This window comes from Paenibacillus nuruki, assembly GCF_963311185.1.
Classification (GTDB): domain Bacteria; phylum Bacillota; class Bacilli; order Paenibacillales; family Paenibacillaceae; genus Saccharibacillus; species Saccharibacillus nuruki.
Genome location: NZ_OY725677.1, coordinates 2,474,484 through 2,497,206, shown reverse-complemented (window position 1 = coordinate 2,497,206; position 22,723 = coordinate 2,474,484). Strand labels below are relative to the sequence as shown.

The following is a 22,723-nucleotide window of genomic DNA, read 5'->3' as shown; positions in this document are numbered from 1 at the left end:
GTGAAAGGAGCTTGCTACGATGATCTATATCACAGGCGATATTCATGGTACACATAGTGTGAATACACGATTTAACAGATGGAATTTTCCCGAGCAAAAGAAGTTGAATAAGCAAGATGTAGTGATCATAGCAGGTGACTTTGGATTGATCTGGAACGGAGACAAAGAAGATCAATACTGGTTGAAATGGCTAGATCAGACCAAATCATTTACAACATTATTTATAGATGGAAATCACGAAAACTTTGATCTGCTAGAACAATACCCGATAGAATCATGGCAAGGCGGATTGGTGCATCGAATCAATAATAGTGTATTACATCTGATGCGCGGACAAGTGTATGAGATAGAAGGATTAACCTTTTTTACATTTGGAGGGGCTGCTTCACATGACCAAGCATTTCGGAGCGAAGGAAAGTCATGGTGGGCTCGTGAAATGCCTAGTGAAGATGAATATCAATTAGGTCTGGCTAATCTTGAAAAACATCATTGGAAAGTGGATATTGTGATCACTCATACGTGTACTTATCAAAGCTTAGAGTGGATAAAACAACATTATGCAACAGAAGTGGTTGCTGATCCGATGCATGATTATTTTCAGCATATTCAGAATCGATTGGATTATCAACAATGGTATTTTGGTCATTTCCATCAAGATGTACAGTTACCGGATCGTCAGCGGTTACTTTACAACGATCTTTTTGTTATTTCAGATCGAAAGGAGATTATACATAATGAGTGAGCATATTCAGACTCAACTCATACGAATCCATGATAAGTTGGAGCAATTGCGGATACAGGATAGTACATTTCAAGTATTTGGTGCTTTTCATCATCAGTATCGACTAAATACTGTCCAAACTGAAGCTGAAATCATTGCGTTTGAACAACAACATCAAATTACATTACCTGCGGATTATCGAGCGTTTTTATTACAGATCGGTGATGGTGGAGCAGGGCCTTATTACGGATTAGAACGGCTAGCAGATGGCATCTATGAATCTTTAGATGATAAAAATGAAGCATTCGGACTGGTAAATATTTCAGCTGATTTTCGGTTTACTGAATCGTGGAATCTATTGCTTGCTGAGGAAGAAGCAGAAGATGAGATTGATGAAGAAGCTATGTATGATGCCAAATGGGCAGATGGAATGCTGAGAATTAGTAATTATGGTTGCGGTGTATCGATTAATTTGATTGTACGAGGGAACAGTTACGGAGAAATATGGGTAGATGATCGATTCAATGATGGAGGAATATATCCAGATCATTATTTTGATAATCCCAATCGCTTACATTTTTTGGACTGGTATGAACTCTGGTTAGATCAATCGTTATTGAATCCAAGCAGGTAGGAGGTGGGTGCAAATGAATCCATTTATAGAGCAAGACGATGAGCGGGATGGACCGTTGCGAACGATAGAGGTTAATCAAGCGGAGATTGTTGCTTTTCAAAAAGCAATGTTGTATCTGAAATTTGCTTGTGAAGAAACAGATTCACTATTGTATGCAGGTAGTGATTCGCTGAATAGTCTACTTTATAAAATGATGAAAGCAAGTGATATGGCTGAAAGTTCGGTTTCATTTTATAATCAATCGTCTCTGATGAATGAAACATTTGTTGAGGAAAAGTTGAAGCGTCTAGAGCAAGAGCAACCCTATGTGAAGTCGTCCACTCACGAGCAGACTCAACAATGGATGAAGTCGTACATGTATCCGTTTCCATATTCTGGTGAAAAGTAAATTGCAAACAGATGTCATTTCATAAGAAATGAGGGTGTACCAATGAAAGCTATTACCTATAAGCATAGTAAAGCTGATGGACTACTAGGATATGAATTATTGCCTGCGCGTTATGGTGAAAAGTGGAATCAGATTGAAGCCGATTCTGTTTTTATTTATGCGGGTGATTTTGATTATTTGATGCCTTATCTGAAAAAGCATTATCCTATTGTTGATCCGGTGACCAAAGATCGATATGGATACTTTGATACAACAGGATTTAATCCGATCGCCAAAGCACTCTGGACCAATATATTAGCCGAAATGAAAGCTTATCAGACCAAAGATCGTGAACTGAAAGCTTTTATCCGCTCATTAGTTACATGGTTAGAGATTCAATTGGAATGGGCAGATGAGATTATTATTTTCGGAAATTTATGAGGTGAGTCATCGTGGGTTGGGAATACGGTATTCAATGTATAGAACATGATAGCATAAGTAAAGAACATCAAGCCAAGCAGTTAATGGAGCAGTTAAGACAGGATTTGGTTACGTTAGATCTGGGTGATATGGTGATAGAGCAGGTAGACGATGGGTTGGTTATCACAGATCCTTCTCATACAGAGTGGCCGCATGTGGCACAGATTCAAGTGGAGCAGGCTGAGCTAGCCATTGAATCTATAGCCGAAGGCGAAGTGTATATTTATTGTTTGTTTCATCGACATGACGCACCTGTACGGCGAATGATTGATACCATCCAAACAATTATTTCTACCGAAGATCAGTGGATTGAATTGTAAATGATCATAAGAGTACTGGAAGAGATGAGATTGTAATCAGGATCAGATGTGCACATTATGAAATGAGTATAACCAAGAGAGGAGCAATCCAATGTCTAACCAAATTCAAGTCATGACAGACACAGCTACATTGTGTATTTACGATCTTCAAGCCCTTAAACATCGGTTAGAAGATACATCCGATTGGTGGTCTATTCCTGAAGATGAATTACTAGAAGTGAATTTAGGAAATGTTGCTTTTCTCAATGTAGGCGCAGATGGCTTATACACGATGCAACAGGTAGAAGATATACAACAACCAGCCGTACAATTGTGGATCAATGTTTCTTCGGGTCAATTGTATGCAGGAGCAGCAGAAAATGTAACAGGTGGCGATCTAGAACCTGAAGATGGAGACAGTGGACAGTATATAACGCTTGAACCTGGTGTCTATCATTTGAAAATAGCACGAAATGAACAACAGATTGAATTTGCTCTGTTACGGACTGAGCATCAGCAAGCTACGAACGAGTTCAAAGATTTGATTCGTATAGGATAAGTAATAAGGAGATGAGCTCATCAGTGGACGTATTAATAAACGCAAAAAGGAGTTAGGAGATGTTTAAAAAGGTAAAGTATAAAACAGGCGATATTTTTGTGATTCCAATGCATGATCAGCGATTTGCGATTTGTCAGGTGATTAGTGCTCTGTATGAACGATTTAAAAAGGTATTTTCATTTGGTGTGCTTTCTATTCAAGAAGATGAAGTCTATCACGGGGAACAACAGTATCTTTTCTTTACAAATTATCGAGGATCTTTCTCCATGATCGTTACCGCCTCTAAATTACTTGCAAAAGGAACATGGCAAATCATCGATTATGCTCCATTATCGGCTGAACAAGCGTCGTTGCAATATTTCTCCGTTTCTAACCATCTATATCATAATGACGACTACATCAGAATACTTGAAATCAGTGAATTACAAGATTATCCTCCACTTGCTGTAGCAGGATATGAATTAGTACAAAAGTATCTGGCTCAGTATCCATAAGGTTGAAATTGATTCATCTCTATTCAGCTCCAATACATACATAATAAAATGTCGAACGTTTGTACTTATTTTTAGATGGATAGGATAGGCTAAATGATACAGTTACGATATAATAAAACCATACGATATTTATTGTAAATGATTCGGATTATCGAGCAAAGGGAGCAGGGTACACTCTACACAGGCAAGGAGGATGATCAGCTTGAGGCATCATGCCAATTACTACCCTGCCAAAGGAAGGGTCATTCTGCATGTGGATATGAATGCTTTTTACTGTTCTGTTCATACGGCGGAAGAACCTGACAAATATCAAGGAAAACCAACTGCTGTTGCGGGTAGTGTTGAACTTCGTAAAGGAATAGTGGTAACTTCATCGTATGAAGCTAGAAATCGTGGCGTCAAAACAGGTATGTTAGTTAGAGAAGCCTTGCAAAAATGCCCGAATCTGATCTTAATTTCGCCTGATTTTTATTTGTATAAACAATACTCGATGGCATTTATGAATATTGCCTATAGTTATACGCCAATGTTGCAAGCAACCTCCATTGATGAATGTTATCTAGATATCACCGGTTCAAGTCAATTCGGTACACCTCCACAGATTGCTGAACAGCTACAACAACGGATCTGGGACGAATTGCATTTGCCGTGTTCGATAGGGATTGCTCCTAATAAATTACTGGCAAAAATGGCTTCTGATATGAAAAAGCCTAAAGGAATTTCGATTTTGCGTATACGAGATATGCCCAAGTTGTTGTGGGATAAGCCATGTGGACAATTATTTGGTGTAGGTGGTAAAACATCTGCCAAATTGGTAGATATGGGTATTCGCACGATTGGACAACTGGCGGCGGCAGATGAAGCTCGCTTAACAGCTAGATTTGGTGTAATGGGAAGCTGGCTCAAACAAGCGGCTAACGGTATTGACCATTCGCCTGTTGAGATTGATCGTGAAGTCAGTAAGTCGATAGGGCATACCACAACATTACCCGCAGATATTCAAGCACGTGATGATATCAGAAGAGTAATGCTCAATCTAAGTGATCAGGTGTGTCGCCGATTACGTCGTCAGAAATTAATAGCACAGACGATTCAGATTACGATTCGTACACCGGATATGAAAACGATCACCCGCTCCAAATCGCTGGCTGTTCCTACAGAAACCGCTGATGAAGTCTATCGTGAAGCTTGCGCATTGTATGATCGCCATTGGGGAGATCGTGCGCCTGTACGATTGCTGGGTGTATCTCTTCAGAATTTGCAACCCAAAGAAGAAGCGGCTCTACAAATGGATTTGTTCGATTATAGTCGTCAACCGGTCAAAGAACAGTTAAATGAAGTAATGGATAAATTACGTGACAAATTTGGTGAAAGTGCAATTTTGACAGCAGGCATGTTAGGTAATGATCCTTCGGTATTGATTCGCAATCACAAAATCAGAGGAACTTCGCTGCAAAAAGATGGAGTTATCTTACCAGGTATGGAAGAATAGACGATAAATAGACATTAAAATAAAAAAATATAGTTTAAATTTTAGGGAATCTTGGATTAATGCAAGAGGTATGTTACAATTTGTGTATTGGAAATTTCTGGTTATTGATTTGAAATTATCGATTTTTTATATTATATTGTGAGTATATGTACACTGGTGTCGGTTCTCAAAAAGACAACTGGTAAGTAACGATAGGAGGCATATATAAAGATGGGGAAATATAGTTGGGTTGATAAAGATACATGCATCGCTTGTGGTGCTTGTGGAGCAACAGCTCCAGACGTTTACGATTATGATGATGAAGGTTTGGCAGAAGTGATTTATGATGGTGATGCTAACCGCGGTATAATGGCAATTCCAGACGATATGTACGATGACTTGCAAGATGCTTGCGATGGTTGCCCTACAGATTCAATCAAAATTGCTGATGAGCCTTTCGCTCAATCTGAATAATTTAGATTGTATTTATAATATCATAAATACAGGGTCCGAATAAAAGGCGTTGCAGAGGCACATATGTGTCTCTCAACGCCTTTTATCATCTTTATTAAAGCCCCTTGAAGAAATACACAGATTAGCCGATATAAATAATATTGTAGTACATTTTAAATCTAAAGTAATTATCCCTAAATGGTACATACTATAGAGAAAATATAGAATATTGGAGCGCAGTGTCCATGCTGGAGGTAATGAATGAAAAATCTACTCTATCTAAAGCGATATGTCAAAATGCATCCCAACAACAGAATGGGCTGGTATTTGTTAGGTAAAGAATATGAAGCAGATGGGCAAATGGGTAAAGCTAATTACTGTTACAACAAAGCTGGAGATGTATACGAAGCTTTTGAACATAGCAAAGTCCCTGCTGATATTTTGAAAGATTATGAAGCCAAGCTCATGGAGATGGCTGAAAAAAGAGATCATAAAATACGTCGTTGGCGGCGTAGCTTATTCGCATTATTATTGCTTTTTCTGATTATGTTACGTTCTGTAGACGCTCCTCACGCAACAGATGATCCTCTTGCAGATCACTTGACTTCTCAACCAACCAAGTCACCTACTCAGGTAGCCTCTCAAAAACAATCGAAAGAAACGTTCAAAGGATACTCTGTGCCTCTTAGCTTTACAGCTGAAGCATCGGGGATTCATAGCAATGCTTCATTATTGGCGGTATCCAAGTATATGCAACAACAATTGTTCCAAACAGCACCTCAAGTAGCCTCAGTACTAGGTATGGAAAAGCAAGATGATTGGTTGATATGGAAAGACAATATGCCTGTATTATATACAATGGCTGCAACCAAGCAACCCGGACAAATCGATCTACAATCGTATGATCCAGAAGCTTGTAAGTGCAAGCCGGGAGAACTGGAACGTTATACTAATGAATCTGCGGCATGGGTACAGCAACAAGAACAATGGATTGTGATGCAGACTGCGATTACGAATTATATTACAGCTAAAGGGAATCTTCCGGCACAGATCAATCAATTGGATGCTCCTTTTCCCGGTAACTGGTTAGCAGGTAGTTCGGATACGATGAATAGCACATTTACAGCATTGAAGAAATGGCAAAGTCGTCCGGGACAAATTACAGGTGATAGTGAAAGTACCAGAGGAGACAAAGCTTTCTCCTCTACACTTGGTAATCATCCTTATTTTACAAAGCCCCTTGAAGTGATCGTAGACAGAGAAAAGCATCGCTTGGCGATTGTAAGTGGATCGATTATTTTACGTAATTATGAAGTCGGTCTAGGTGGAAGCAAAACGCCTGAAGGAACGTTTAGAGTATCCATTAAAGTGATCAATCCAAATAGTAAATCCAAAGGAGAATTTGGAAGTCGGGGTATGCAGTTATCCGATACAAATTATGCTATTCATGGTACCAATGATCCGGATAGTGTTGGGAAAGATGAATCGCTAGGTTGTGTACGGATGGATCAAGCCGATGTTGAAGAATTATTCGATATGATTCCGTTAGGTACCAAAGTGACGATTGATAGTAATGTGTTGCCGGGTGATCCTGCGATACCGACTGTACGTTTCAAGACAAATCGCACTCAAGATCAGACTGATCCTTCCCGTCATTATCATTGGTTGAATTAGGATGGTTCCTTGTAGTCACTGGTTTGATTCATTATAGACCGTTTGAGTTTATGTACACAGTGGACGCTCTTTTCAAATGAGAAGAGCGCTTTTCTTTTGTCACAGAACAGGATAAACTGGTATAGAGAATGAATGTACAGGTTAATATACTGTATTCCTTATACATTCATGCATAAAGGCTTTTTGTAAATGCCAGGAACGGAGTGAATGTGACTTGCTTTATCGCAATGTTTTCAAACCTATGTTATTTCGGATGGACCCGGAAAAAGCACATCATATGGTTATTGGAGGTCTGGGCGCGGGAGTGCGTATACCAGGCACATTAGCTGCTATGAAGTCGATGTATGGGGTGACAAGTACACCAGATATGACGACTGAATTGTTTGGACTTTCATTTCCTAGTCCTGTTGGTCTTGCGGCAGGGTTAGACAAAAATGCTCAGGCTGTTCCAGGATTGTCTGCGTCAGGCTTTGGATTTATGGAAGTCGGAACAGTAACACCCAAAGCACAATCCGGTAATGAATTGCCACGTTTGTTTCGCTTGCCTTCAGATGAAGCGCTGGTGAATCGAATGGGCTTCAATAATGAAGGGGCAGCTGCTATGGCAGGAAGACTGCGTTCATTGTCTTCAAGACCTATTCCTATAGCAGTCAATATCGGTAAAAATAAAGTAACGTCTAATGCAGATGCAGCTAGCGATTATGAAACGTGTATTCGCACATTGTATCGATATGCTGATTTTTTTGTAGTTAATATTAGCTCACCTAACACACCTGATCTGCGAAACTTGCAGCATGGTGATGAATTAAAAGATTTGCTCAGACAAGTGATGGGTGAAATGAAACGACAAGCGAAGCAAAATGGCATGTCCAAATCGGTACTGGTCAAAATTGCACCGGATGTCAACGATAATGAACTTGAACATATGGTGGATACGATTGCTGCAAGTGGTGTAGCAGGTCTAATTGCTACCAATACTACGCTATCTCGTGATGGATTGACTCATCAGCATGCGAGTGAAGCAGGTGGACTAAGCGGCAGACCACTAACCAAGCGATCCACAGAAATCATTTCTCAAGTGTATCGTCAGACTGAAGGTAAACTGCCAATCATAGGTTGTGGAGGCATTTTCTCAGGACAGGATGCTTATGACAAAATCAGAGCGGGTTCTAGTCTGGTCGAGATTTATACTTCATTTATCTACGAAGGACCGGAAGTGACCCGGAAGATACATATGGATATCCGGGAGCGTATGCAACGTGACGGATTCACACACATTTCCCAGGCAGTGGGAGCAGATCATCATTAATCCAATATACCCTCGACTCAAGGAAGAGGTCATAGACTAAGGAGGCATGAAGATGGACGGAAGAGACTGGGGATTATTCTTGCTTCCCTATGAGCAAGCGGTTGAAGAATTAAAGGTCAAGTTCAAAACAATGCGTTCAGAACTTAAAAAGCGTCAGGAATATGCACCGATTGAATTTGTAACCGGTCGTGTCAAAAAAATATCGAGTATTCTGGATAAAGCCAAACGTCTAGATGTACCGATGGATGAACTTGAAACTGGAATCGAGGATATCGCCGGCATCCGTATCATGTGCCAATTTGTAGAAGATATTCGTTGGGTTGCCCAGTATGTACGTTCTCGCAAAGATTTAACAGTGTTATATGAAAAGGATTATATTACTAACTTCAAAGATAGTGGATACCGTAGCTTCCATATGATTGCTGAATATCCGGTGCAGACCGCTTTCGGACAAAAAATGGTGCTTGCTGAGATTCAGATTCGTACACTTGCGATGAATTTCTGGGCAACGATTGAACACTCTTTGAATTATAAATACCATAACAGTCTACCGGACGATATTCGTAGTCGACTCAAAACAGCGGCGGAAGCGGCGATGGTGCTTGATAACGAAATGTCCAGTATTCGTGAAGATATTTTATCCGCTCAGAAAAGCTTTGAAGATGATTCCAGTATTGTGCATCGGATTCTGACGGATATCCACAAGTTGTACTTCTTCCATCTGATTGTAGAAGCGATTGCTTTCCGCAAGCGGTTTGATGAATTATGGCAAGAACATGATTTTGAAGGGCTCAAAGAATTATCCAGCGATATCAAAGTCATGCTTCGAGCAGAGTCAGTTAAAGTAAGTGGAGAAGAAGATGAAAGCCAATTTTGAGCCGCTGTATGTAGCATATCTGGTCTACTTTAATCGGGATCGCGATTATTTTGAATGTCATGAAGTGCTGGAAGAGTTATGGCTGGAGAAGCAGCGAGAACCGGTATATCAGGGATTGCTACAAATTGCAGTTGCACTCTTTCATTTCCGTAATGGAACAGTGAATCATACCTATAATAAAATCGCTGGTGCTGTCAAAATGATGAAAAGCAGTTATAACAAATTACTGCCGTATCAACATCATGCACTCGGCATTAATATGGAAAAACTAATGGCAGATGTGCAATTGTATATTGAGCGACTAGAACATTATCAAGAACAACCTTTTGATTTCTATGACCTCAATATCCAAATCACAGACCTATTATTGCAAAAAGAAGTAGACCAAGCGTATCAGACCATTCAACCGAATCTACCGTTACGCACAGGCTACGAACGAGGTCCCAAATCGAAAGAACTCTAGCGCTTGGCAGTCAAAGCGCGACCCAGTCCAATCAAAAGTGATTTTTGCGAAGCAAAATATCTTACTTTGAGCGCTTGGAAGTATAAGCGTACACACTAAGCTTGCCACTATGGCAAGCTTTTTGGTATGAGTAGCTTTAAACTATGGTAAAATAAAATGACGTTTGTCTGGATGTATACAGATCAATCGATCTATTATCAACCTCAATTAAAGGAGAACGACCCAATATGGCTTTGCAACTCCCGCCGCTATTCGTGCAGCGGATGCAAGATTTGCTCGGTGATGAATTCCAGTCTTTTATGGATAGCTATCAACAATCACCTCATGCAGGCATACGCATCAATACACTCAAAATCACCGATCAGGATTTTCAACATATAACACCATTCGCATTACGTCCGATTCCGTGGTGTCCTACCGGATATTATGTGGAAGAAGGAACAAGACCGGGTAAGCACCCATATTATCATGCAGGACTTTACTATATTCAAGAGCCTAGTGCTATGGCTCCTGTGGAAGCGCTAGATGTACAGCCGGGTGATCGGGTACTTGATCTATGTGCCGCTCCTGGAGGCAAGTCTACGCAGATTGCAGCGGCTCTACAAGGACAAGGGGTATTAGTGACCAATGATATCAGTGCAGATCGTACCAAAGCCCTTGCTAAAAATATGGAATTATACGGTGTTCGTAATGCCGTCGTTTTGAATGAGACACCCGATCATATCGCAGAGCAGTTTGCAGGATTTTTCAACAAAATATTAGTCGATGCGCCTTGTTCAGGTGAAGGTATGTTCCGTAAAGATGAAGATATGGCACGCCAGTGGGTCAATCATTCGGTTGAACGCTGTGCAATGATGCAACAAGATATTTTGAATATTGTAGCTAAAATGTTAGCTCCCGGTGGACGAGTCGTATATTCGACGTGTACGTTTGCACCTGAGGAAAATGAGCGTAGTATCGCTGTATTTCTAGATCAGCATGCTGAATTCCAAGTAACTCCACTACAAAATGCAGAACATTTTGCACCCGGTCATAGTGATTGGGCGCAGCAAGTAGAACATGAATTACAAGCAGGTACTTCCATGTTGAGTGGGACTGCTCTGGATGTAGATCATAATGAATCTTATCAGCCTGTATCGACAGCATCACTCGAACAGACAGCGCATAGTGCTCGATTATGGCCACATCTAATCGAAGGAGAAGGGCATTATATTTGTGTGCTGGATCATCAGGGAGAAGCGGAACCTGTAGCAAATCATCCTGTGATGAATATCAACCCACAGTCTACATTCTCCAAAACATATACGGACAAACCGAAACGTGCCGAAAAACGACCATCTACGAAAGACCAACACGATTGGAAAAGTGATCGTCGTTCAGGTAAAAAAAGCAAAGACTATCGTTCCGATGCAAAAACTCCATCGAGCGATCACAATGAATCATTGTCGATGACAGAAGTGATTCAAGAATTTACAGATCGTGAATTGAATCTAGTATGGTCGCAGAACTGGATTCATTTTGGTGGACGTATTTATCAATCACCGATAACAGAACAGCAACTCAAAGGGCTTAAAGTGGTCAGACCGGGTTGGTTTGTCGGTACGATAAAGAATGGACGCTTTACACCGTCTCATGCTCTTGCTACAGCCCTTCAGACTACTGAAGCCAAGCGCTGTATCCAGCTTCAATCAAACACCACTGAAGCTATTTCCTACTTAAAAGGAGAAACATTAACGATCGAAGAACAACGTGTAGAACGTGCTACAGATATTCCACCTAAAGGCTATGTATTAGTCTGTATTGACGGTTATTCGGTAGGATGGGGAAAATGGTTAGAGGGTATGCTCAAAAATGAATATCCAGCAGGATGGAGATGGACATAAAATTTATGAAAACATCAGTTAAAAAGCAACGCGTAGATAAAATATTAGGAAATCTAGGTTACGGTACACGAAGCGAACTCAAACGTGCCGCCAAACAAGGACGCATCAAAGTCAATGATGAGGTTGTCAAAGATAGCGGATTACAGATCGATCCTTATCAAGAAAAGCTAGAATTTGATGGAGAACAAGTGAATTATCGTGAATACATTTATTTGCTGATGAACAAACCGCAAGGAGTAATCTCAGCTACTGAGGATCGTCATGACTCTACGGTGGTGGATTTATTGGATATCGAATATCAGGTATTTGAACCGTTTCCTGTCGGTCGCTTGGATAAAGACACTGAAGGGTTGTTACTGATCACCAACGATGGTCGATTAGCCCATGAACTGCTATCTCCACGCAAACACGTTCCCAAAACGTATGAAGCTGACGTACTGGGAGAAGTGACCGAAGACGATATCGTTCAATTTAGCAAAGGGGTTACTCTTGAAGATGGTTATGTAACGTTGCCTGCTGAATTACAAATTCTTAATCACACGCCAAGTCCAGAAGGAACCATGTCCCAGATCCGCCTTACCATATCGGAAGGCAAATTCCATCAAGTAAAACGCATGTTCGAATCTGTAGGCAAAAAAGTAACATTCCTCAAGCGTGTCTCTATGGGCGCTTTACAACTAGATCCGACGCTCCCAACTGGAGAATACCGTGAACTTACCGATGAAGAGTTAGTTCAGATTGGACGAGGAACTGAACAATAAATTTAAGGACAGGTGAACAATGACATACCGTTTAATTGCACTCGATATGGATGGAACTCTTTTAAATGATCATCATGAGATTTCACCACAGACCGCACAATCGATCAAGCAAGTAGCCTCTCAAGGCGTGGAGATCGTATTTTGCACAGGTAGAACACCCATTAACTCGATTCCATATATGGAGCAACTCGGATTACACGAAGATGGTTATGTGATTGTCCATAATGGGGCAGCCACTGTTCATGCAGGTACCCGAGAGATTGTGCATCAATTTCCGTTAGCCGCGCAAGGGCTTGATCCCTATATTCAGTACTGTAAGCAACATGATATCCATTTTGATATCAATACAGCATTTGGGTTGTACGTGGATTCAATTGATACATTACAAGCAGATGCAGGTAAAATGTATGATAACTTTCTAATGACGCCTCAAGTATTACCACCGTGGAGTGAATTTACAGAGCCTGTGCTCAAGCTAAGTGCTTTTGCTACAATTGATCAATTAGATCAAGCTTATGCAGAATGGACAACATGGAATCCAGAGTTCAATATGTTGCGGAGTGGTGAGTTTTTTATCGACCTCATGCATCCTCAATCTTCCAAAGGGTCTTCGCTACAAGCACTTGCTGAAAGTAAAGGGATCGGCTCTTCGGAAGTGATAGCGATTGGTAATTATTTTAACGACCTTTCGATGATTACGTATGCAGGACTTGGGGTTGCGATGGATAATTCTCCTGCTGAAGTCAAAGCCGCCGCAGATGAGGTTACGTTATCTAACAACGAAGATGGTATTCATCACATTTTGGTCAAGCATGGACTGATATCTGTTTAAATTTTGGTTAGCCGCTCTGTATTTTGAGCGGTTTTGTTGTGTTGGTTGACTTCAATACATGGTACAATCAATAATTATCAGCATACAGGAAGGAGGAACAATTTTGAGATTGTTGCAAGCTTTGTTTTTTCCTCCTGAACAGCCAGGGGGCGTATCGTCCATGATCCCTTATTTGCAGGAACGGTTCAGTTCTGCACGCTGGGAAATGGAATTATTTTCTTTGCCCAAACGGATTCGCAATAAAGGAAAAGAAGACGTTGTTTTTGAAACGTTTGATTGGACGATCTATAGTGAAAGTCCTATAGTAACGAAGTATATTCAGACGTATAAAGATTACCGCTGGTGGGCAAAAATGCGATTGAATAAACCGTATGATCTTATCCATTCTCATCATCCATTAGTCGGTATGGTGATGAAAGAAGTATTTCCAGATACGCCGCTGGTACAGACCATTCACTCCAGTTATGAACGTGAACTGATTTTGAATGGTAAAATCGAACGTGGTGGACTGGAAGATCAATTTTTGACATCATTGTACCGAGAACTAGAACATAAAACAGATATTTTGATGACGGTATCTCATTCGTTCCGTCAATACTTAGCGCCTTTTTTAGATCATCCTGAGCACGTCAGAGTGTTACCGAATGGATTCGATGAGAAACGATTCAAGCCGATCGCTCATGAAAATGAAGTGGCTCAGCTTATCACCGTATGTCGCCTTGTCCCTGCGAAAGGTCTAGACACACTACTTGAGGCTTGCGCGCTTCTCAAACAGCGTGGACAAGCGTATGTACTGCATATTATCGGGGATGGTCCAAGTCGTACTGATCTTGAAGACTTAGCGAAAAAGTTAGGTATTTATGAAGAAACGATTTTTTATGGATATACCTTACATCCAGAAGAATTTATGCCTTTCTTTGATATTTTCGTTCTGCCTTCGCGTGCTGAAGCATTTGGTTCCGTGTTTGCTGAAGCAGCCCTTTGTTGGTTAGCATTAGTTGGAACCGATATTGGTGGTATAGCCGAGCAGATTGAAGATGGTGTCAATGGATTATTAGTTCCACCGGAAAATGAAAAGTTGCTTGCAGATGCGCTTGAAAAAGTCATCAATGATCCTTCGTATCGTTATGAATTGGCACGCACAGGCTGGGAAAAAGCCAAAACACAATATTCATTAAGTCACATCGTCAATGAACTCAAAAAGTTATATTTGGAATTTCAACCTGAAAATTCAGTAGAATCCATGTCTCAGTTATCGGTATTACCGAATGAGCCAGAATAGAAAAAAGTAAATCACAGCTTTGATACATGATATGATGACACTAAAGAAGCACCAGAATACCGGTGATGGGGGACGGAGAATATGGAAGAATTAAAACAACGTATTTTGGCAGAAGGATCAGTTATGTCTAACGATGTACTAAAATTAGATGCCATACTGAATCATCAAGTCGATCCGCAACTGATTATGCGTATGGGCAAAGAGTTTGCGGATTTGTACCGGACAGAAGGGGTTACCAAAGTGGTTACCGTTGAATCTTCAGGGATTCCGGTCGCTTTCACAACAGCTTTTGAACTGGGTGTACCGCTTGTGTTTGCACGTCGTAAAAAGACATTGCTTGCTGATCCCGATTCATTGATCGAGCGTGTGCCTTCATTTACCAAAGGGATTGTGACCGATATTATGCTGTCCCGTCAATTTGTGACCGAGCAAGATCGTATTCTATTTATTGATGATATTATCGCAAATGGAGATGCCGCTCGCGGAATGATTCGCATTATTGAACGCTCCGGTGCAACATTGCTAGGCGTAGGTATTGTAATCGAGAAATGCTTCCAAAGTGGAGCACAAGCGATTCGTGATCAGAATATTCGTCTGGATTCACTGGTCAAAATCACTTCACTTCAAGATGGACAAATTACATTCGGGTGATCCAAAGTGGTATCATACACGTAGTTACCGTATAGATAGACAATTACAAATAAGTTCTAGTTGAATCAGATTTGTTGCAACAAAGTCTTATATTCGGTAAAGCAGATTCCGATATGTTACAATATAACCCATATTCGTGCTTGGTGATCTAAGCGCAATTGTCACTACATTTACAAATATCTTGAACCTTTTGTTGAAAATGTGAGCAATCTCTTTCCAAATGGGGTATATTTGTCTTATAATAAAGATATGTTATCGAGGGGAGGCAGACCAATGGGGAAAGAACCGATTACTGAAGAGTTCTTCATCAAAAAACTAGCCGATGCAAAAATTCACTTCGAGCGTGCTTTGGATTGTAAGCACACTGAATTTGATGACCTGTATCCCTATATGATTGAACATCCTCAGTTCTTTTGGTATAAACGCTATGTTGCCTGGTCAGAACTGTTGACCATTGTAGGATTGTGTAAAGACCTGGATTTTGCATGGGAGCAAGAATTTTCAGCTCACCAAGTAGAATATGTAGAACAACGTGTGATGTCAGCTAAAGTGCTTGATTTTTGGTTCGAGAAAAACGATACCAAAGAACCTGCACAGCGTTAATCCGCTTTAGGAAAATCCTTTGTCGTTACAGTCAACTAGAATCTACAGACATTTCAACAAATTATCAGACCTAAATGGGATTTCATTTAGGTCTTTTTTTGTACAGATAAATATAACCAATAAGAGGGTGAATTGATGATTACAGATGATGAATTAGATGCATACCGTGTATCCGGTGAGAAAGTCCGTGTCGTGCGTGATGATATTCGAGAAAATGATATTCGTGGCATCGTTGTAGCATGGGATGATGAGCAGGTACTGATTCGCCGTCCTAACCGTAACGTTGTTAAATTAAGTCGTAGCTATATCTATCAACCTTCCAAAGAAGAACGCCGGAGTCCGCTAGATGAAATGGACGATACTATTCAGCCAGCATCTGAGGAATAAAGCATCATCCAAATAAAAGCAGTCAAAGAGTTATATAAAGTCACACAAAAAAGCATCTATGAACATCTGCCCACAAGACAGAGATCATAGATGCTTTTATTATATAAAAGCCATTCAAGGAGTTGAATGAAAATGCAGACTAGCGAAATGTGTGGTTTCACTAAAATCAATGGATATCGAATCTAGACGGTATTTAGATAGTAACCCCTAGAATAACTGTAATTAACCAAGTGTACCTGTACGATAAGGACGATAACCTGAATAACGAGAAGGTTCCCGTAGCTTCGTGTTATTAGACACTGTTGCAGGATGTGGAGAACCTTGATCTTCATAAGACGAAGGTGTATGAGTAGCTGGAACAGGAGACAATCCCAGATAAGCACGCATCCGTTCATTCGCTTCTTGATGAAATTCAGTTATTCCTAACTGAAATACGCCATGATGACCACTACAAAGAATCTGAGCTTCAATATGAGTAGGAGATTGATTAATCTCATATAACCGTAAATTATGACTACGCAGATCACGACGAACTTCTGACAACAATAGATTAGTGCGGTCAATACCGCTACGAATCACTTCCATATATAATCCGGCAGACGGCAATTGATCACTTTCTTCTAACGACTTTGCATCACGATCAAATTTCTTTTGAATATAAACAAGCAGCAGATAGCTTTTTACCAGAGATCGCTCTTCTTCAGATAAAAATACAGCCATTCATATCACCACCTAGTATAAGAACTTATGTTCTTATTATATGGCATAACTTGTAAAGATGCAATACTTTGTTCGTAAAAAAGGCGAACAAAATAAAATAATATTCGCTGTTAGCAGAATTTCATATTTTTGGAATACTCTATTTGACAATGATCATCTATATTTTATAATCAACATCATTATCTACTTTGAAAAGCCGAAAGCTAACCTTCTTAGTGTTCATAAAGGTCAGTTTTGGTGAAATTAGAAGAAGAGACTATTGATCCGCCATTGCCGATTCCTAATAACCAAGATGAATAGTGAGCAACATTTACAATATAGGGAAGTACACATTCAGGTACATAGCGGAGTAATAGGATCCATTCGACCAACTATTTGATGAATTGGAAGGGGAAGATCTTCATGACAGAACGCATATTTATCAGCCCGGGAAAATACGTACAGGGTAGAGATGTTACCGACAAGGCAGGAGAATACGTCAAAGGCATTAATGATGGCAAAGCATTAGTTATTGCTGATGATATTGTCTGGGATATAGCAGGGAACCGTGTATTGGAAAGTTTGGACAAAGCTGGCGTACAATACACCAAAGCCGTATTTAACGGCGAAGCTTCAACAAATGAGATTAACCGTCTAGCAGGACTTGGTAAAGAAGGTCAGGCAACGATCGTTATCGGTGTAGGCGGTGGTAAAACGTTAGATACCGCCAAAGCGGTCAGCGATCAGTTGGGTGGGTACAGCGTTATTATCCCAACAACAGCGTCTACTGATGCACCAACCAGTGCGCTTTCGGTTATTTATTCAGACGAAGGGGTATTTGAAAGTTATAAATTTTACAACAAAAATCCTGACTTGATTCTAGTCGATACCAAAACGATTGCCGGCGCACCACCACGCTTCTTATCTTCGGGTATAGCAGATGCACTAGCAACATGGGTAGAAGCTAGAGCAGTAATTGAAGCTCGCGCGACAACCATGGCAGGCGGTCTAACAACGATTGCGGCTGAAGCGATTGCTCGTAAATGCGAAGAAGTATTGTTCGACTATGGTGTACTTGCTTATGAATCAGTTAAACGTAAAGTGGTTACACCTGCGCTTGAATCGGTAGTTGAAGCCAATACACTACTCAGTGGACTTGGATTCGAAAGTGGAGGTCTAGCTGCGGCACATGCTATCCATAATGGATTCACTGTATTGGATGGAGAAATTCATCATATGACACATGGTGAGAAAGTCGCTTTTGGTACGTTGTCACAGTTAGCTCTTGAAAAACGTTCTATTCAAGAAATCGAACGTTATATTGCTTTCTATATCAGCTTGGAATTGCCGGTGACATTGGAAGATCTACATTTACAAGATGCAAGCGATGAAGATCTTTATCGTGTAGCTGAAGCGGCGACCAAAGCAGATGAGACGGCTCATAATCTGCCTTTCCCTGTGACTGCGGCTGATGTGAAAGATGCGATTATTGCGGCGGATCAATATTCCAAAGCATACAAAGCTAAATTAAAAAATCAATAAAATTATAGTTTAATACATTACACTTTGAATGATGCATATAGTGGTACATTTGTAACTATGTAGTGCATCCACTTTATAATATAGAAGTCAGTGTATAATCGTAAGAATTTTTATAGGATAAATGAGAAGCCTTCTTTTGCCATTCATTTGGTGAAAGAAGGCTTTTCTACTTTCATTATTCGACATTTTCTGATAGGGTAGAAAAGATAGGATATAAGAATATAGAGAAGAAAACGTATTTTTTTATCCAGTAAATAAAGATGGTTGCGTAAGTGCAGGAAAGGTTGTTGATATGAAGAAGTTTGCATTGGCATCGTATCTGATGTATTTTCTAGCAGGATTAGTGGTGACTACCATTGGAGCGATTATGCCGCAGTTATTGGGGCATTATAATCTAAGTTATACGGAGGGTGGAACACTGGTATTTATCGGTTCGATTGGATTCTTGATCGGAGTTCCATTGTCTGCTTATATGATGCACCGATTTGGCGAAAAGGTTACACTGGCAAGTTCAGCGCTTATTATTGCGGTCACCCAGAGTATGATGCTCACTTTACCAGAGTACTCATGGATTACAATATTGAACTTTTTTAACAGTCTCAGTGTATCTGCGATTGAAGTTGTTGTAGCGGCTCTCGTGATGGAGAAATTTGTGAGTCGGCGAGCGGTGACGATGAGTTATTTGGAAGTATCGTTCGGTCTTGGGGCGCTCGGTATGCCTGTTTTTGCAAGCGGTTTTATTGCACTAGGGCACTGGCAATGGGTATTTGCAGTTACTGGATTGATCTCGCTAGTGATGGGGATTGTATGGATGCGTATTCAATATTCCCGAGAAGAAGAGACATCATCCAATCAAGCGGTCGATGCCGTAGAAGTTGCACCTTCAGCTACGGTAACAGGACGACATAAAATAGTGTTATTAAGCATATTTTTGTTGATGATTTTTGTGTATTGTGGAATAGAAGGTAGTCTGAATAATTTCTTATCTTCTATCTTTATTAGTTATTTTGGCAGTTCGGAATACTATGCTTCGATTAGTATTGGAGCGTTCTGGGGAGCCATGGTTATCGGGCGACTGGCAACCAGTTGGATTATTCGCCGGGTGAATTATAGTCGCTTCCTATTGATCAGTATGTCACTGAGTCTATTGATTCTGCTGGCATTTCTCGTATTCCGTCAAGAATGGGCTGGCTATCTATTAGTACCATTGTTAGGATTTACGATGTCAGGTGTGTACTCGATTACGATGGTCTATGCGAATCATACTTTACCTAATATGGCACGCACCGTAACCAGTCTGATTACCGGATTTGCAGGCTTCGGTAATGCTGTATTCCCTGTGCTGATCGGCTATACCTTGGATCGTGCACCGATTCAATTGTCTTTGATGTTGATCGCAAGTTATGCGCTGGCTTTCTTAATTCTGTTACTCATTATTATGGGCAATTATCGCAAATGGAAACGTACAGATGCAGATGGAGCAATCAAAGTATAAAGCAGTCCAAACTATATTAGACTAGATCAAATCATGAAAACTGTTCAATACGAATAAGGAGGCAGTATAGATATGAGTAATCTAGGGGTATGGGAAGATGCAGAACCAGGGGTAAAACGTTGTATTCTGAATGCCAATGGTGGCTTAATGATGATGGAAGTTCATTTTACCAAAGGCGCAGAAGGATACCAGCATCAACATCCTCATCAACAGATGAGTTATTGTCTGCGTGGTTCATTCACATTTACGATCGACAATGAGCAGACTACAGTCACACAAGGACAGTCGATTAATATTCCTCCGAATGCGTTACACGGAGTAATTGCACTTGAAGAAGACTCTGCATTGTTGGACGTGTTTACTCCGATTCGAGAAGATTTGTTAAAATTGTAAATAAAGATCGAGCTATCTCTTTACACTTGGTGAAGAGGTAGCTATTTTTATATCCTTATTCGAGGAGGGTGCACCAATAGAACATATAGAGGTATCCCTGATTTCGCTGGATTGATATGGTAAAATAAATAGGCATGTGAATGTAACCTTTATTTCTAAGAATAGATGAAGATTAGATGGGTATAAGAGTTACTTTTACTTTCATTTTACGTTATATTTAGAAAAATTTACAAATAAATCGATTGAATTTAAAATTTTAAACAAAATTGTGTGATATAAATGGTAAAGAGAATACTTGTTACCTATAATGTGTATATGACGTTATAAGTTAACAACGTTCATCCAATACGAGCTACATAGGAGGCTGGAAAATGAAAAGATTTTTGTCCACAGCACTACTTGCACTCATGTTAACGGTTGTCTTCTTTACCGGCTCACAAGTTACACCTGTTGCACAGCCAGAAAAAGCTTCAGCAGCAACGTGTACAATTATCAACACGTTCACAGGTGTATCGAATTACATCAAAGCGAACAAAACATTGCCATGTAACTTTATTACGAAATCACAAGCATCTGCACTTGGATGGGTTTCTTCTAAAGGAAACTTAGCAACAGTCGCTCCAGGTAAAAGTATTGGTGGAGATGTATTCAGCAACCGTGAAGGATTACTTCCAACAGCAAGTGGACGCACATGGCGTGAAGCAGATATCAACTACACTTCCGGCTTCCGTAACTCCGATCGTATTTTGTACTCCAATGACGGTCTAGTGTACAAAACAACAGATCACTATGCTTCATTTACGAAAATGTAGAACATAAACGTTGTTCATAAGCGTATGCCAGAGCAGATCATTGCTTCTGGCATATCGCTGTGAATAGCACTTTAGGATGTAAAGGATGATTAAAGATGAAAATGGTAACAATTAATGGCGAGGATTTTCATACCATCGCTGAACTACACGAGACACTCCAACAGAAGTTAGAACTGCCTGAATTTTATGGAAAAAATCTAGATGCGCTATGGGATTGCTTAACAGGCATGATCGAATTGCCACTACAGATGGAATGGCTAAACTATGATGTAAGCCGTCAACGTCTAGGCGACAAAGCCGATCAAGTACTAGGTGTCCTAGAAGAAGCTCAGGCGGAAGGCAATGGATTCCGGATATGGGTAAGGGATCAAGTGGAAGAGTAAATATAGAAGATTCGGATCGGCAAATATAGAGAGTTCATACATCACTAAGAAGGTAAAAAGAAAAGCTGTTGCTCTTAGGAGCACAGCTTTTTTGTATTTGGTTACAGTTAGATTGCTATAGAAGTGCTGAGAGTTAGAATATTATGAGCAAAGCTTATTATTTTAAATCAGTTGATTCTTGCTCTATGACGGGTAAAGCTTGTTTTGTCGAAGAAGCATCTACTCGTCCGATCTCTTGCTCTTTTCCATTAATATCTATCAAACCGTAGAAAAGATTGTCTACAGAAGCATTGACCTTGTAATAAGCCAAAGGTTTAGATACTGTAGGTCTTGTACCAATTTCTTTAGTGATCTGGTGAGGCAGGAATAGAAGGTTTTTATTGATCGCTGGCTTCGTATCGTCATACGTAGCAGCCCAGATTTGTTGGGCTTTGTTATTCTGAACTTCATAATAAACGATTCGCCCACCATTATCTTGAAAATACCGATTCGATACACCTACAGGAAAATAAGAAGTTACTGTCATTAGCCCCATGCTAGGCAATTCAGGTGGAACCATAACTTGCTTGAGATTAAGGGTATGTCTACGTGCTACGGCTAATTGTTGTGCTATAGAATCTGTAGAGGTAATAGATGGAGATGGACGATCCTTATTTCCAATAACGATACGATTCTGCTTGGCATCCCACTGTACAGATAATCCCATCAATTGACTAATGGCACGTAAAGGAACCATAACACGCTTGTTGTGGATGATTACAGGTTGAGCAAGTGTTACATGTTTGCCATCGACATTAACATAAGTACTTCCGACTTGAAACGGTAATGGAGATTGAGCGTTATCGGTATAGTGAAGTGTAGCCGTCTGCTTCGTCTGATCCCAAGTTAATCGGATACCAGAAGGTTGAATCTGTTGAATGGTCTGTAAAGATACCATTACTGTTCCTTTGAACATATAAGGAGGGACATCGATTGGAACGACTCCTGTTGCAGTTACGACTTCAATAGGCTTAGTGGCAGCAGAAATAGAAGGAGTAGCGGTTGAAAGTAGAGCAGTAGTGAGAATACATGTAGTTAATAACTTGATATGTAGGTTGCTAAATGGCATAGGTGATATTCTCCTTTGCTGAAATAATGGATGTTTCTTGTTGTATTATATAAAATATAACATATATTAAAGTTTGTCCCTATGATTAATC

At 40.2% G+C, this 22,723-nt stretch carries 27 protein-coding genes; 25 read left to right on the top strand and 2 right to left on the bottom strand.

Features of this window, described 5'->3' with window-relative positions; genetic code table 11:
• The first annotated feature begins 19 nt into the window (after window positions 1-19).
• The 20 genes from RCP16_RS10960 (at window position 20) to RCP16_RS10865 (ending at window position 16,200) form a co-directional block, all read left to right on the top strand.
• Window positions 20-742 (top strand): metallophosphoesterase family protein, encoded by a 723-nt coding sequence (locus tag RCP16_RS10960; protein WP_308642411.1) that lies wholly within the window; start codon window positions 20-22, stop codon window positions 740-742.
• Entirely contained in the window at window positions 735-1,355 is a 621-nt protein-coding gene (locus tag RCP16_RS10955) for an SMI1/KNR4 family protein (protein ID WP_308642410.1), read from the top strand. The genes RCP16_RS10960 and RCP16_RS10955 overlap by 8 nt, the downstream gene beginning before the upstream one ends.
• 13 nt (window positions 1,356-1,368) lie before the next feature.
• Window positions 1,369-1,743, top strand: coding sequence for a hypothetical protein (locus RCP16_RS10950; protein WP_308642409.1), 375 nt, complete (start codon window positions 1,369-1,371; stop codon window positions 1,741-1,743).
• A 42-nt stretch (window positions 1,744-1,785) separates the two neighbouring features.
• The gene (locus RCP16_RS10945) at window positions 1,786-2,163 is read left to right on the top strand and encodes a hypothetical protein (protein WP_137222454.1); all 378 of its coding nucleotides are present in this window, start codon (window positions 1,786-1,788) and stop codon (window positions 2,161-2,163) included.
• A gap of 11 nt (window positions 2,164-2,174) precedes the next feature.
• Window positions 2,175-2,522 (top strand): hypothetical protein, encoded by a 348-nt coding sequence (locus tag RCP16_RS10940; protein WP_308642408.1) that lies wholly within the window; start codon window positions 2,175-2,177, stop codon window positions 2,520-2,522.
• 91 nt (window positions 2,523-2,613) lie between these two features.
• Window positions 2,614-3,060 carry a DUF6386 family protein gene (locus RCP16_RS10935; protein WP_308642407.1) on the top strand — a complete coding sequence of 149 codons (447 nt, stop codon included), beginning with the start codon at window positions 2,614-2,616 and terminating at the stop codon, window positions 3,058-3,060.
• Window positions 3,061-3,119: 59 nt separating this feature from the next.
• On the top strand, window positions 3,120-3,554 hold the full coding sequence (locus RCP16_RS10930; RefSeq protein ID WP_308642406.1) for an immunity 26/phosphotriesterase HocA family protein: 435 nt from the start codon (window positions 3,120-3,122) through the stop codon (window positions 3,552-3,554).
• Window positions 3,555-3,756: 202 nt separating this feature from the next.
• Window positions 3,757-5,046: a DNA polymerase IV gene (locus RCP16_RS10925; protein ID WP_069327094.1), complete on the top strand. Its 1,290-nt coding sequence runs from the start codon at window positions 3,757-3,759 to the stop codon at window positions 5,044-5,046.
• Window positions 5,047-5,256: 210 nt separating this feature from the next.
• Window positions 5,257-5,499 (top strand): ferredoxin, encoded by a 243-nt coding sequence (locus RCP16_RS10920; RefSeq protein WP_069327812.1) that lies wholly within the window; start codon window positions 5,257-5,259, stop codon window positions 5,497-5,499.
• 240 nt (window positions 5,500-5,739) lie between these two features.
• Window positions 5,740-7,152 (top strand): L,D-transpeptidase, encoded by a 1,413-nt coding sequence (locus RCP16_RS10915; protein WP_308642405.1) that lies wholly within the window; start codon window positions 5,740-5,742, stop codon window positions 7,150-7,152.
• Between the two features lie 214 nt (window positions 7,153-7,366).
• A complete protein-coding gene (locus RCP16_RS10910; protein WP_083243496.1) occupies window positions 7,367-8,461 on the top strand; it encodes a quinone-dependent dihydroorotate dehydrogenase in 1,095 nt (364 codons plus the stop codon).
• A gap of 52 nt (window positions 8,462-8,513) precedes the next feature.
• Window positions 8,514-9,338 carry a GTP diphosphokinase gene (yjbM, locus tag RCP16_RS10905; RefSeq protein ID WP_069327814.1) on the top strand — a complete coding sequence of 275 codons (825 nt, stop codon included), beginning with the start codon at window positions 8,514-8,516 and terminating at the stop codon, window positions 9,336-9,338.
• Window positions 9,322-9,801, top strand: coding sequence for a DUF309 domain-containing protein (locus RCP16_RS10900; RefSeq protein WP_308642404.1), 480 nt, complete (start codon window positions 9,322-9,324; stop codon window positions 9,799-9,801). The genes yjbM and RCP16_RS10900 overlap by 17 nt, the downstream gene beginning before the upstream one ends.
• 227 nt (window positions 9,802-10,028) lie before the next feature.
• The gene (locus tag RCP16_RS10895; protein WP_308642403.1) at window positions 10,029-11,684 is read left to right on the top strand and encodes an RsmF rRNA methyltransferase first C-terminal domain-containing protein; all 1,656 of its coding nucleotides are present in this window, start codon (window positions 10,029-10,031) and stop codon (window positions 11,682-11,684) included.
• 5 nt (window positions 11,685-11,689) lie between these two features.
• Complete coding sequence (locus RCP16_RS10890; RefSeq protein WP_308642402.1) at window positions 11,690-12,445, top strand: pseudouridine synthase; 756 nt, start codon at window positions 11,690-11,692, stop codon at window positions 12,443-12,445.
• A 19-nt stretch (window positions 12,446-12,464) separates the two neighbouring features.
• Window positions 12,465-13,277: a Cof-type HAD-IIB family hydrolase gene (locus RCP16_RS10885; RefSeq protein ID WP_308642401.1), complete on the top strand. Its 813-nt coding sequence runs from the start codon at window positions 12,465-12,467 to the stop codon at window positions 13,275-13,277.
• 103 nt (window positions 13,278-13,380) lie between these two features.
• Window positions 13,381-14,559 carry a glycosyltransferase family 4 protein gene (locus RCP16_RS10880; RefSeq protein ID WP_273593648.1) on the top strand — a complete coding sequence of 393 codons (1,179 nt, stop codon included), beginning with the start codon at window positions 13,381-13,383 and terminating at the stop codon, window positions 14,557-14,559.
• Between the two features lie 81 nt (window positions 14,560-14,640).
• On the top strand, window positions 14,641-15,210 hold the full coding sequence (locus RCP16_RS10875) for a xanthine phosphoribosyltransferase (RefSeq protein WP_069327820.1): 570 nt from the start codon (window positions 14,641-14,643) through the stop codon (window positions 15,208-15,210).
• Between the two features lie 273 nt (window positions 15,211-15,483).
• Window positions 15,484-15,813, top strand: a complete 330-nt coding sequence (locus tag RCP16_RS10870; RefSeq protein ID WP_069327821.1) for a hypothetical protein — start codon at window positions 15,484-15,486, stop codon at window positions 15,811-15,813.
• 135 nt (window positions 15,814-15,948) lie between these two features.
• Complete coding sequence (locus tag RCP16_RS10865; RefSeq protein ID WP_308642400.1) at window positions 15,949-16,200, top strand: hypothetical protein; 252 nt, start codon at window positions 15,949-15,951, stop codon at window positions 16,198-16,200.
• Window positions 16,201-16,422: 222 nt separating this feature from the next.
• Here RCP16_RS10865 and RCP16_RS10860 read toward each other — a convergent pair whose 3' ends face one another.
• The gene (locus RCP16_RS10860; protein ID WP_273593649.1) at window positions 16,423-16,920 is read right to left on the bottom strand and encodes a YhjD family protein; all 498 of its coding nucleotides are present in this window, start codon (window positions 16,918-16,920) and stop codon (window positions 16,423-16,425) included.
• Window positions 16,921-17,322: 402 nt separating this feature from the next.
• On the opposite strand from RCP16_RS10860, the gene RCP16_RS10855 reads away from it, so the two are divergent.
• The 5 genes from RCP16_RS10855 (at window position 17,323) to RCP16_RS10835 (ending at window position 21,524) form a co-directional block, all read left to right on the top strand.
• The gene (locus RCP16_RS10855) at window positions 17,323-18,441 is read left to right on the top strand and encodes a glycerol dehydrogenase (RefSeq protein ID WP_137222477.1); all 1,119 of its coding nucleotides are present in this window, start codon (window positions 17,323-17,325) and stop codon (window positions 18,439-18,441) included.
• Between the two features lie 292 nt (window positions 18,442-18,733).
• Window positions 18,734-19,936 (top strand): MFS transporter, encoded by a 1,203-nt coding sequence (locus tag RCP16_RS10850; RefSeq protein ID WP_308642399.1) that lies wholly within the window; start codon window positions 18,734-18,736, stop codon window positions 19,934-19,936.
• Between the two features lie 72 nt (window positions 19,937-20,008).
• Window positions 20,009-20,329: a cupin domain-containing protein gene (locus tag RCP16_RS10845; RefSeq protein WP_273593651.1), complete on the top strand. Its 321-nt coding sequence runs from the start codon at window positions 20,009-20,011 to the stop codon at window positions 20,327-20,329.
• A 371-nt stretch (window positions 20,330-20,700) separates the two neighbouring features.
• Window positions 20,701-21,141, top strand: coding sequence for a ribonuclease (locus RCP16_RS10840; RefSeq protein WP_069327827.1), 441 nt, complete (start codon window positions 20,701-20,703; stop codon window positions 21,139-21,141).
• A gap of 95 nt (window positions 21,142-21,236) precedes the next feature.
• On the top strand, window positions 21,237-21,524 hold the full coding sequence (locus RCP16_RS10835; RefSeq protein ID WP_308642398.1) for a barstar family protein: 288 nt from the start codon (window positions 21,237-21,239) through the stop codon (window positions 21,522-21,524).
• A 157-nt stretch (window positions 21,525-21,681) separates the two neighbouring features.
• On the opposite strand, the gene RCP16_RS10830 is transcribed toward RCP16_RS10835, so the two are convergent.
• Complete coding sequence (locus RCP16_RS10830; protein WP_308642397.1) at window positions 21,682-22,632, bottom strand: copper amine oxidase N-terminal domain-containing protein; 951 nt, start codon at window positions 22,630-22,632, stop codon at window positions 21,682-21,684.
• Between the last annotated feature and the right edge of the window lie 91 nt (window positions 22,633-22,723).

Coding starts and splice junctions, on each gene's coding strand:
- RCP16_RS10960 (WP_308642411.1), top strand. CDS start 20: ATGATCTATATCACAGGCGATATTCATGGTACACATAGTGTGAATACA.
- RCP16_RS10955 (WP_308642410.1), top strand. CDS start 735: ATGAGTGAGCATATTCAGACTCAACTCATACGAATCCATGATAAGTTG.
- RCP16_RS10950 (WP_308642409.1), top strand. CDS start 1,369: ATGAATCCATTTATAGAGCAAGACGATGAGCGGGATGGACCGTTGCGA.
- RCP16_RS10945 (WP_137222454.1), top strand. CDS start 1,786: ATGAAAGCTATTACCTATAAGCATAGTAAAGCTGATGGACTACTAGGA.
- RCP16_RS10935 (WP_308642407.1), top strand. CDS start 2,614: ATGTCTAACCAAATTCAAGTCATGACAGACACAGCTACATTGTGTATT.
- RCP16_RS10930 (WP_308642406.1), top strand. CDS start 3,120: ATGTTTAAAAAGGTAAAGTATAAAACAGGCGATATTTTTGTGATTCCA.
- RCP16_RS10920 (WP_069327812.1), top strand. CDS start 5,257: ATGGGGAAATATAGTTGGGTTGATAAAGATACATGCATCGCTTGTGGT.
- RCP16_RS10915 (WP_308642405.1), top strand. CDS start 5,740: ATGAAAAATCTACTCTATCTAAAGCGATATGTCAAAATGCATCCCAAC.
- yjbM (WP_069327814.1), top strand. CDS start 8,514: ATGGACGGAAGAGACTGGGGATTATTCTTGCTTCCCTATGAGCAAGCG.
- RCP16_RS10900 (WP_308642404.1), top strand. CDS start 9,322: ATGAAAGCCAATTTTGAGCCGCTGTATGTAGCATATCTGGTCTACTTT.
- RCP16_RS10895 (WP_308642403.1), top strand. CDS start 10,029: ATGGCTTTGCAACTCCCGCCGCTATTCGTGCAGCGGATGCAAGATTTG.
- RCP16_RS10890 (WP_308642402.1), top strand. CDS start 11,690: ATGAAAACATCAGTTAAAAAGCAACGCGTAGATAAAATATTAGGAAAT.
- RCP16_RS10885 (WP_308642401.1), top strand. CDS start 12,465: ATGACATACCGTTTAATTGCACTCGATATGGATGGAACTCTTTTAAAT.
- RCP16_RS10875 (WP_069327820.1), top strand. CDS start 14,641: ATGGAAGAATTAAAACAACGTATTTTGGCAGAAGGATCAGTTATGTCT.
- RCP16_RS10870 (WP_069327821.1), top strand. CDS start 15,484: ATGGGGAAAGAACCGATTACTGAAGAGTTCTTCATCAAAAAACTAGCC.
- RCP16_RS10865 (WP_308642400.1), top strand. CDS start 15,949: ATGATTACAGATGATGAATTAGATGCATACCGTGTATCCGGTGAGAAA.
- RCP16_RS10860 (WP_273593649.1), bottom strand. CDS start 16,920: ATGGCTGTATTTTTATCTGAAGAAGAGCGATCTCTGGTAAAAAGCTAT.
- RCP16_RS10855 (WP_137222477.1), top strand. CDS start 17,323: ATGACAGAACGCATATTTATCAGCCCGGGAAAATACGTACAGGGTAGA.
- RCP16_RS10850 (WP_308642399.1), top strand. CDS start 18,734: ATGAAGAAGTTTGCATTGGCATCGTATCTGATGTATTTTCTAGCAGGA.
- RCP16_RS10845 (WP_273593651.1), top strand. CDS start 20,009: ATGAGTAATCTAGGGGTATGGGAAGATGCAGAACCAGGGGTAAAACGT.
- RCP16_RS10840 (WP_069327827.1), top strand. CDS start 20,701: ATGAAAAGATTTTTGTCCACAGCACTACTTGCACTCATGTTAACGGTT.
- RCP16_RS10835 (WP_308642398.1), top strand. CDS start 21,237: ATGAAAATGGTAACAATTAATGGCGAGGATTTTCATACCATCGCTGAA.
- RCP16_RS10830 (WP_308642397.1), bottom strand. CDS start 22,632: ATGCCATTTAGCAACCTACATATCAAGTTATTAACTACATGTATTCTC.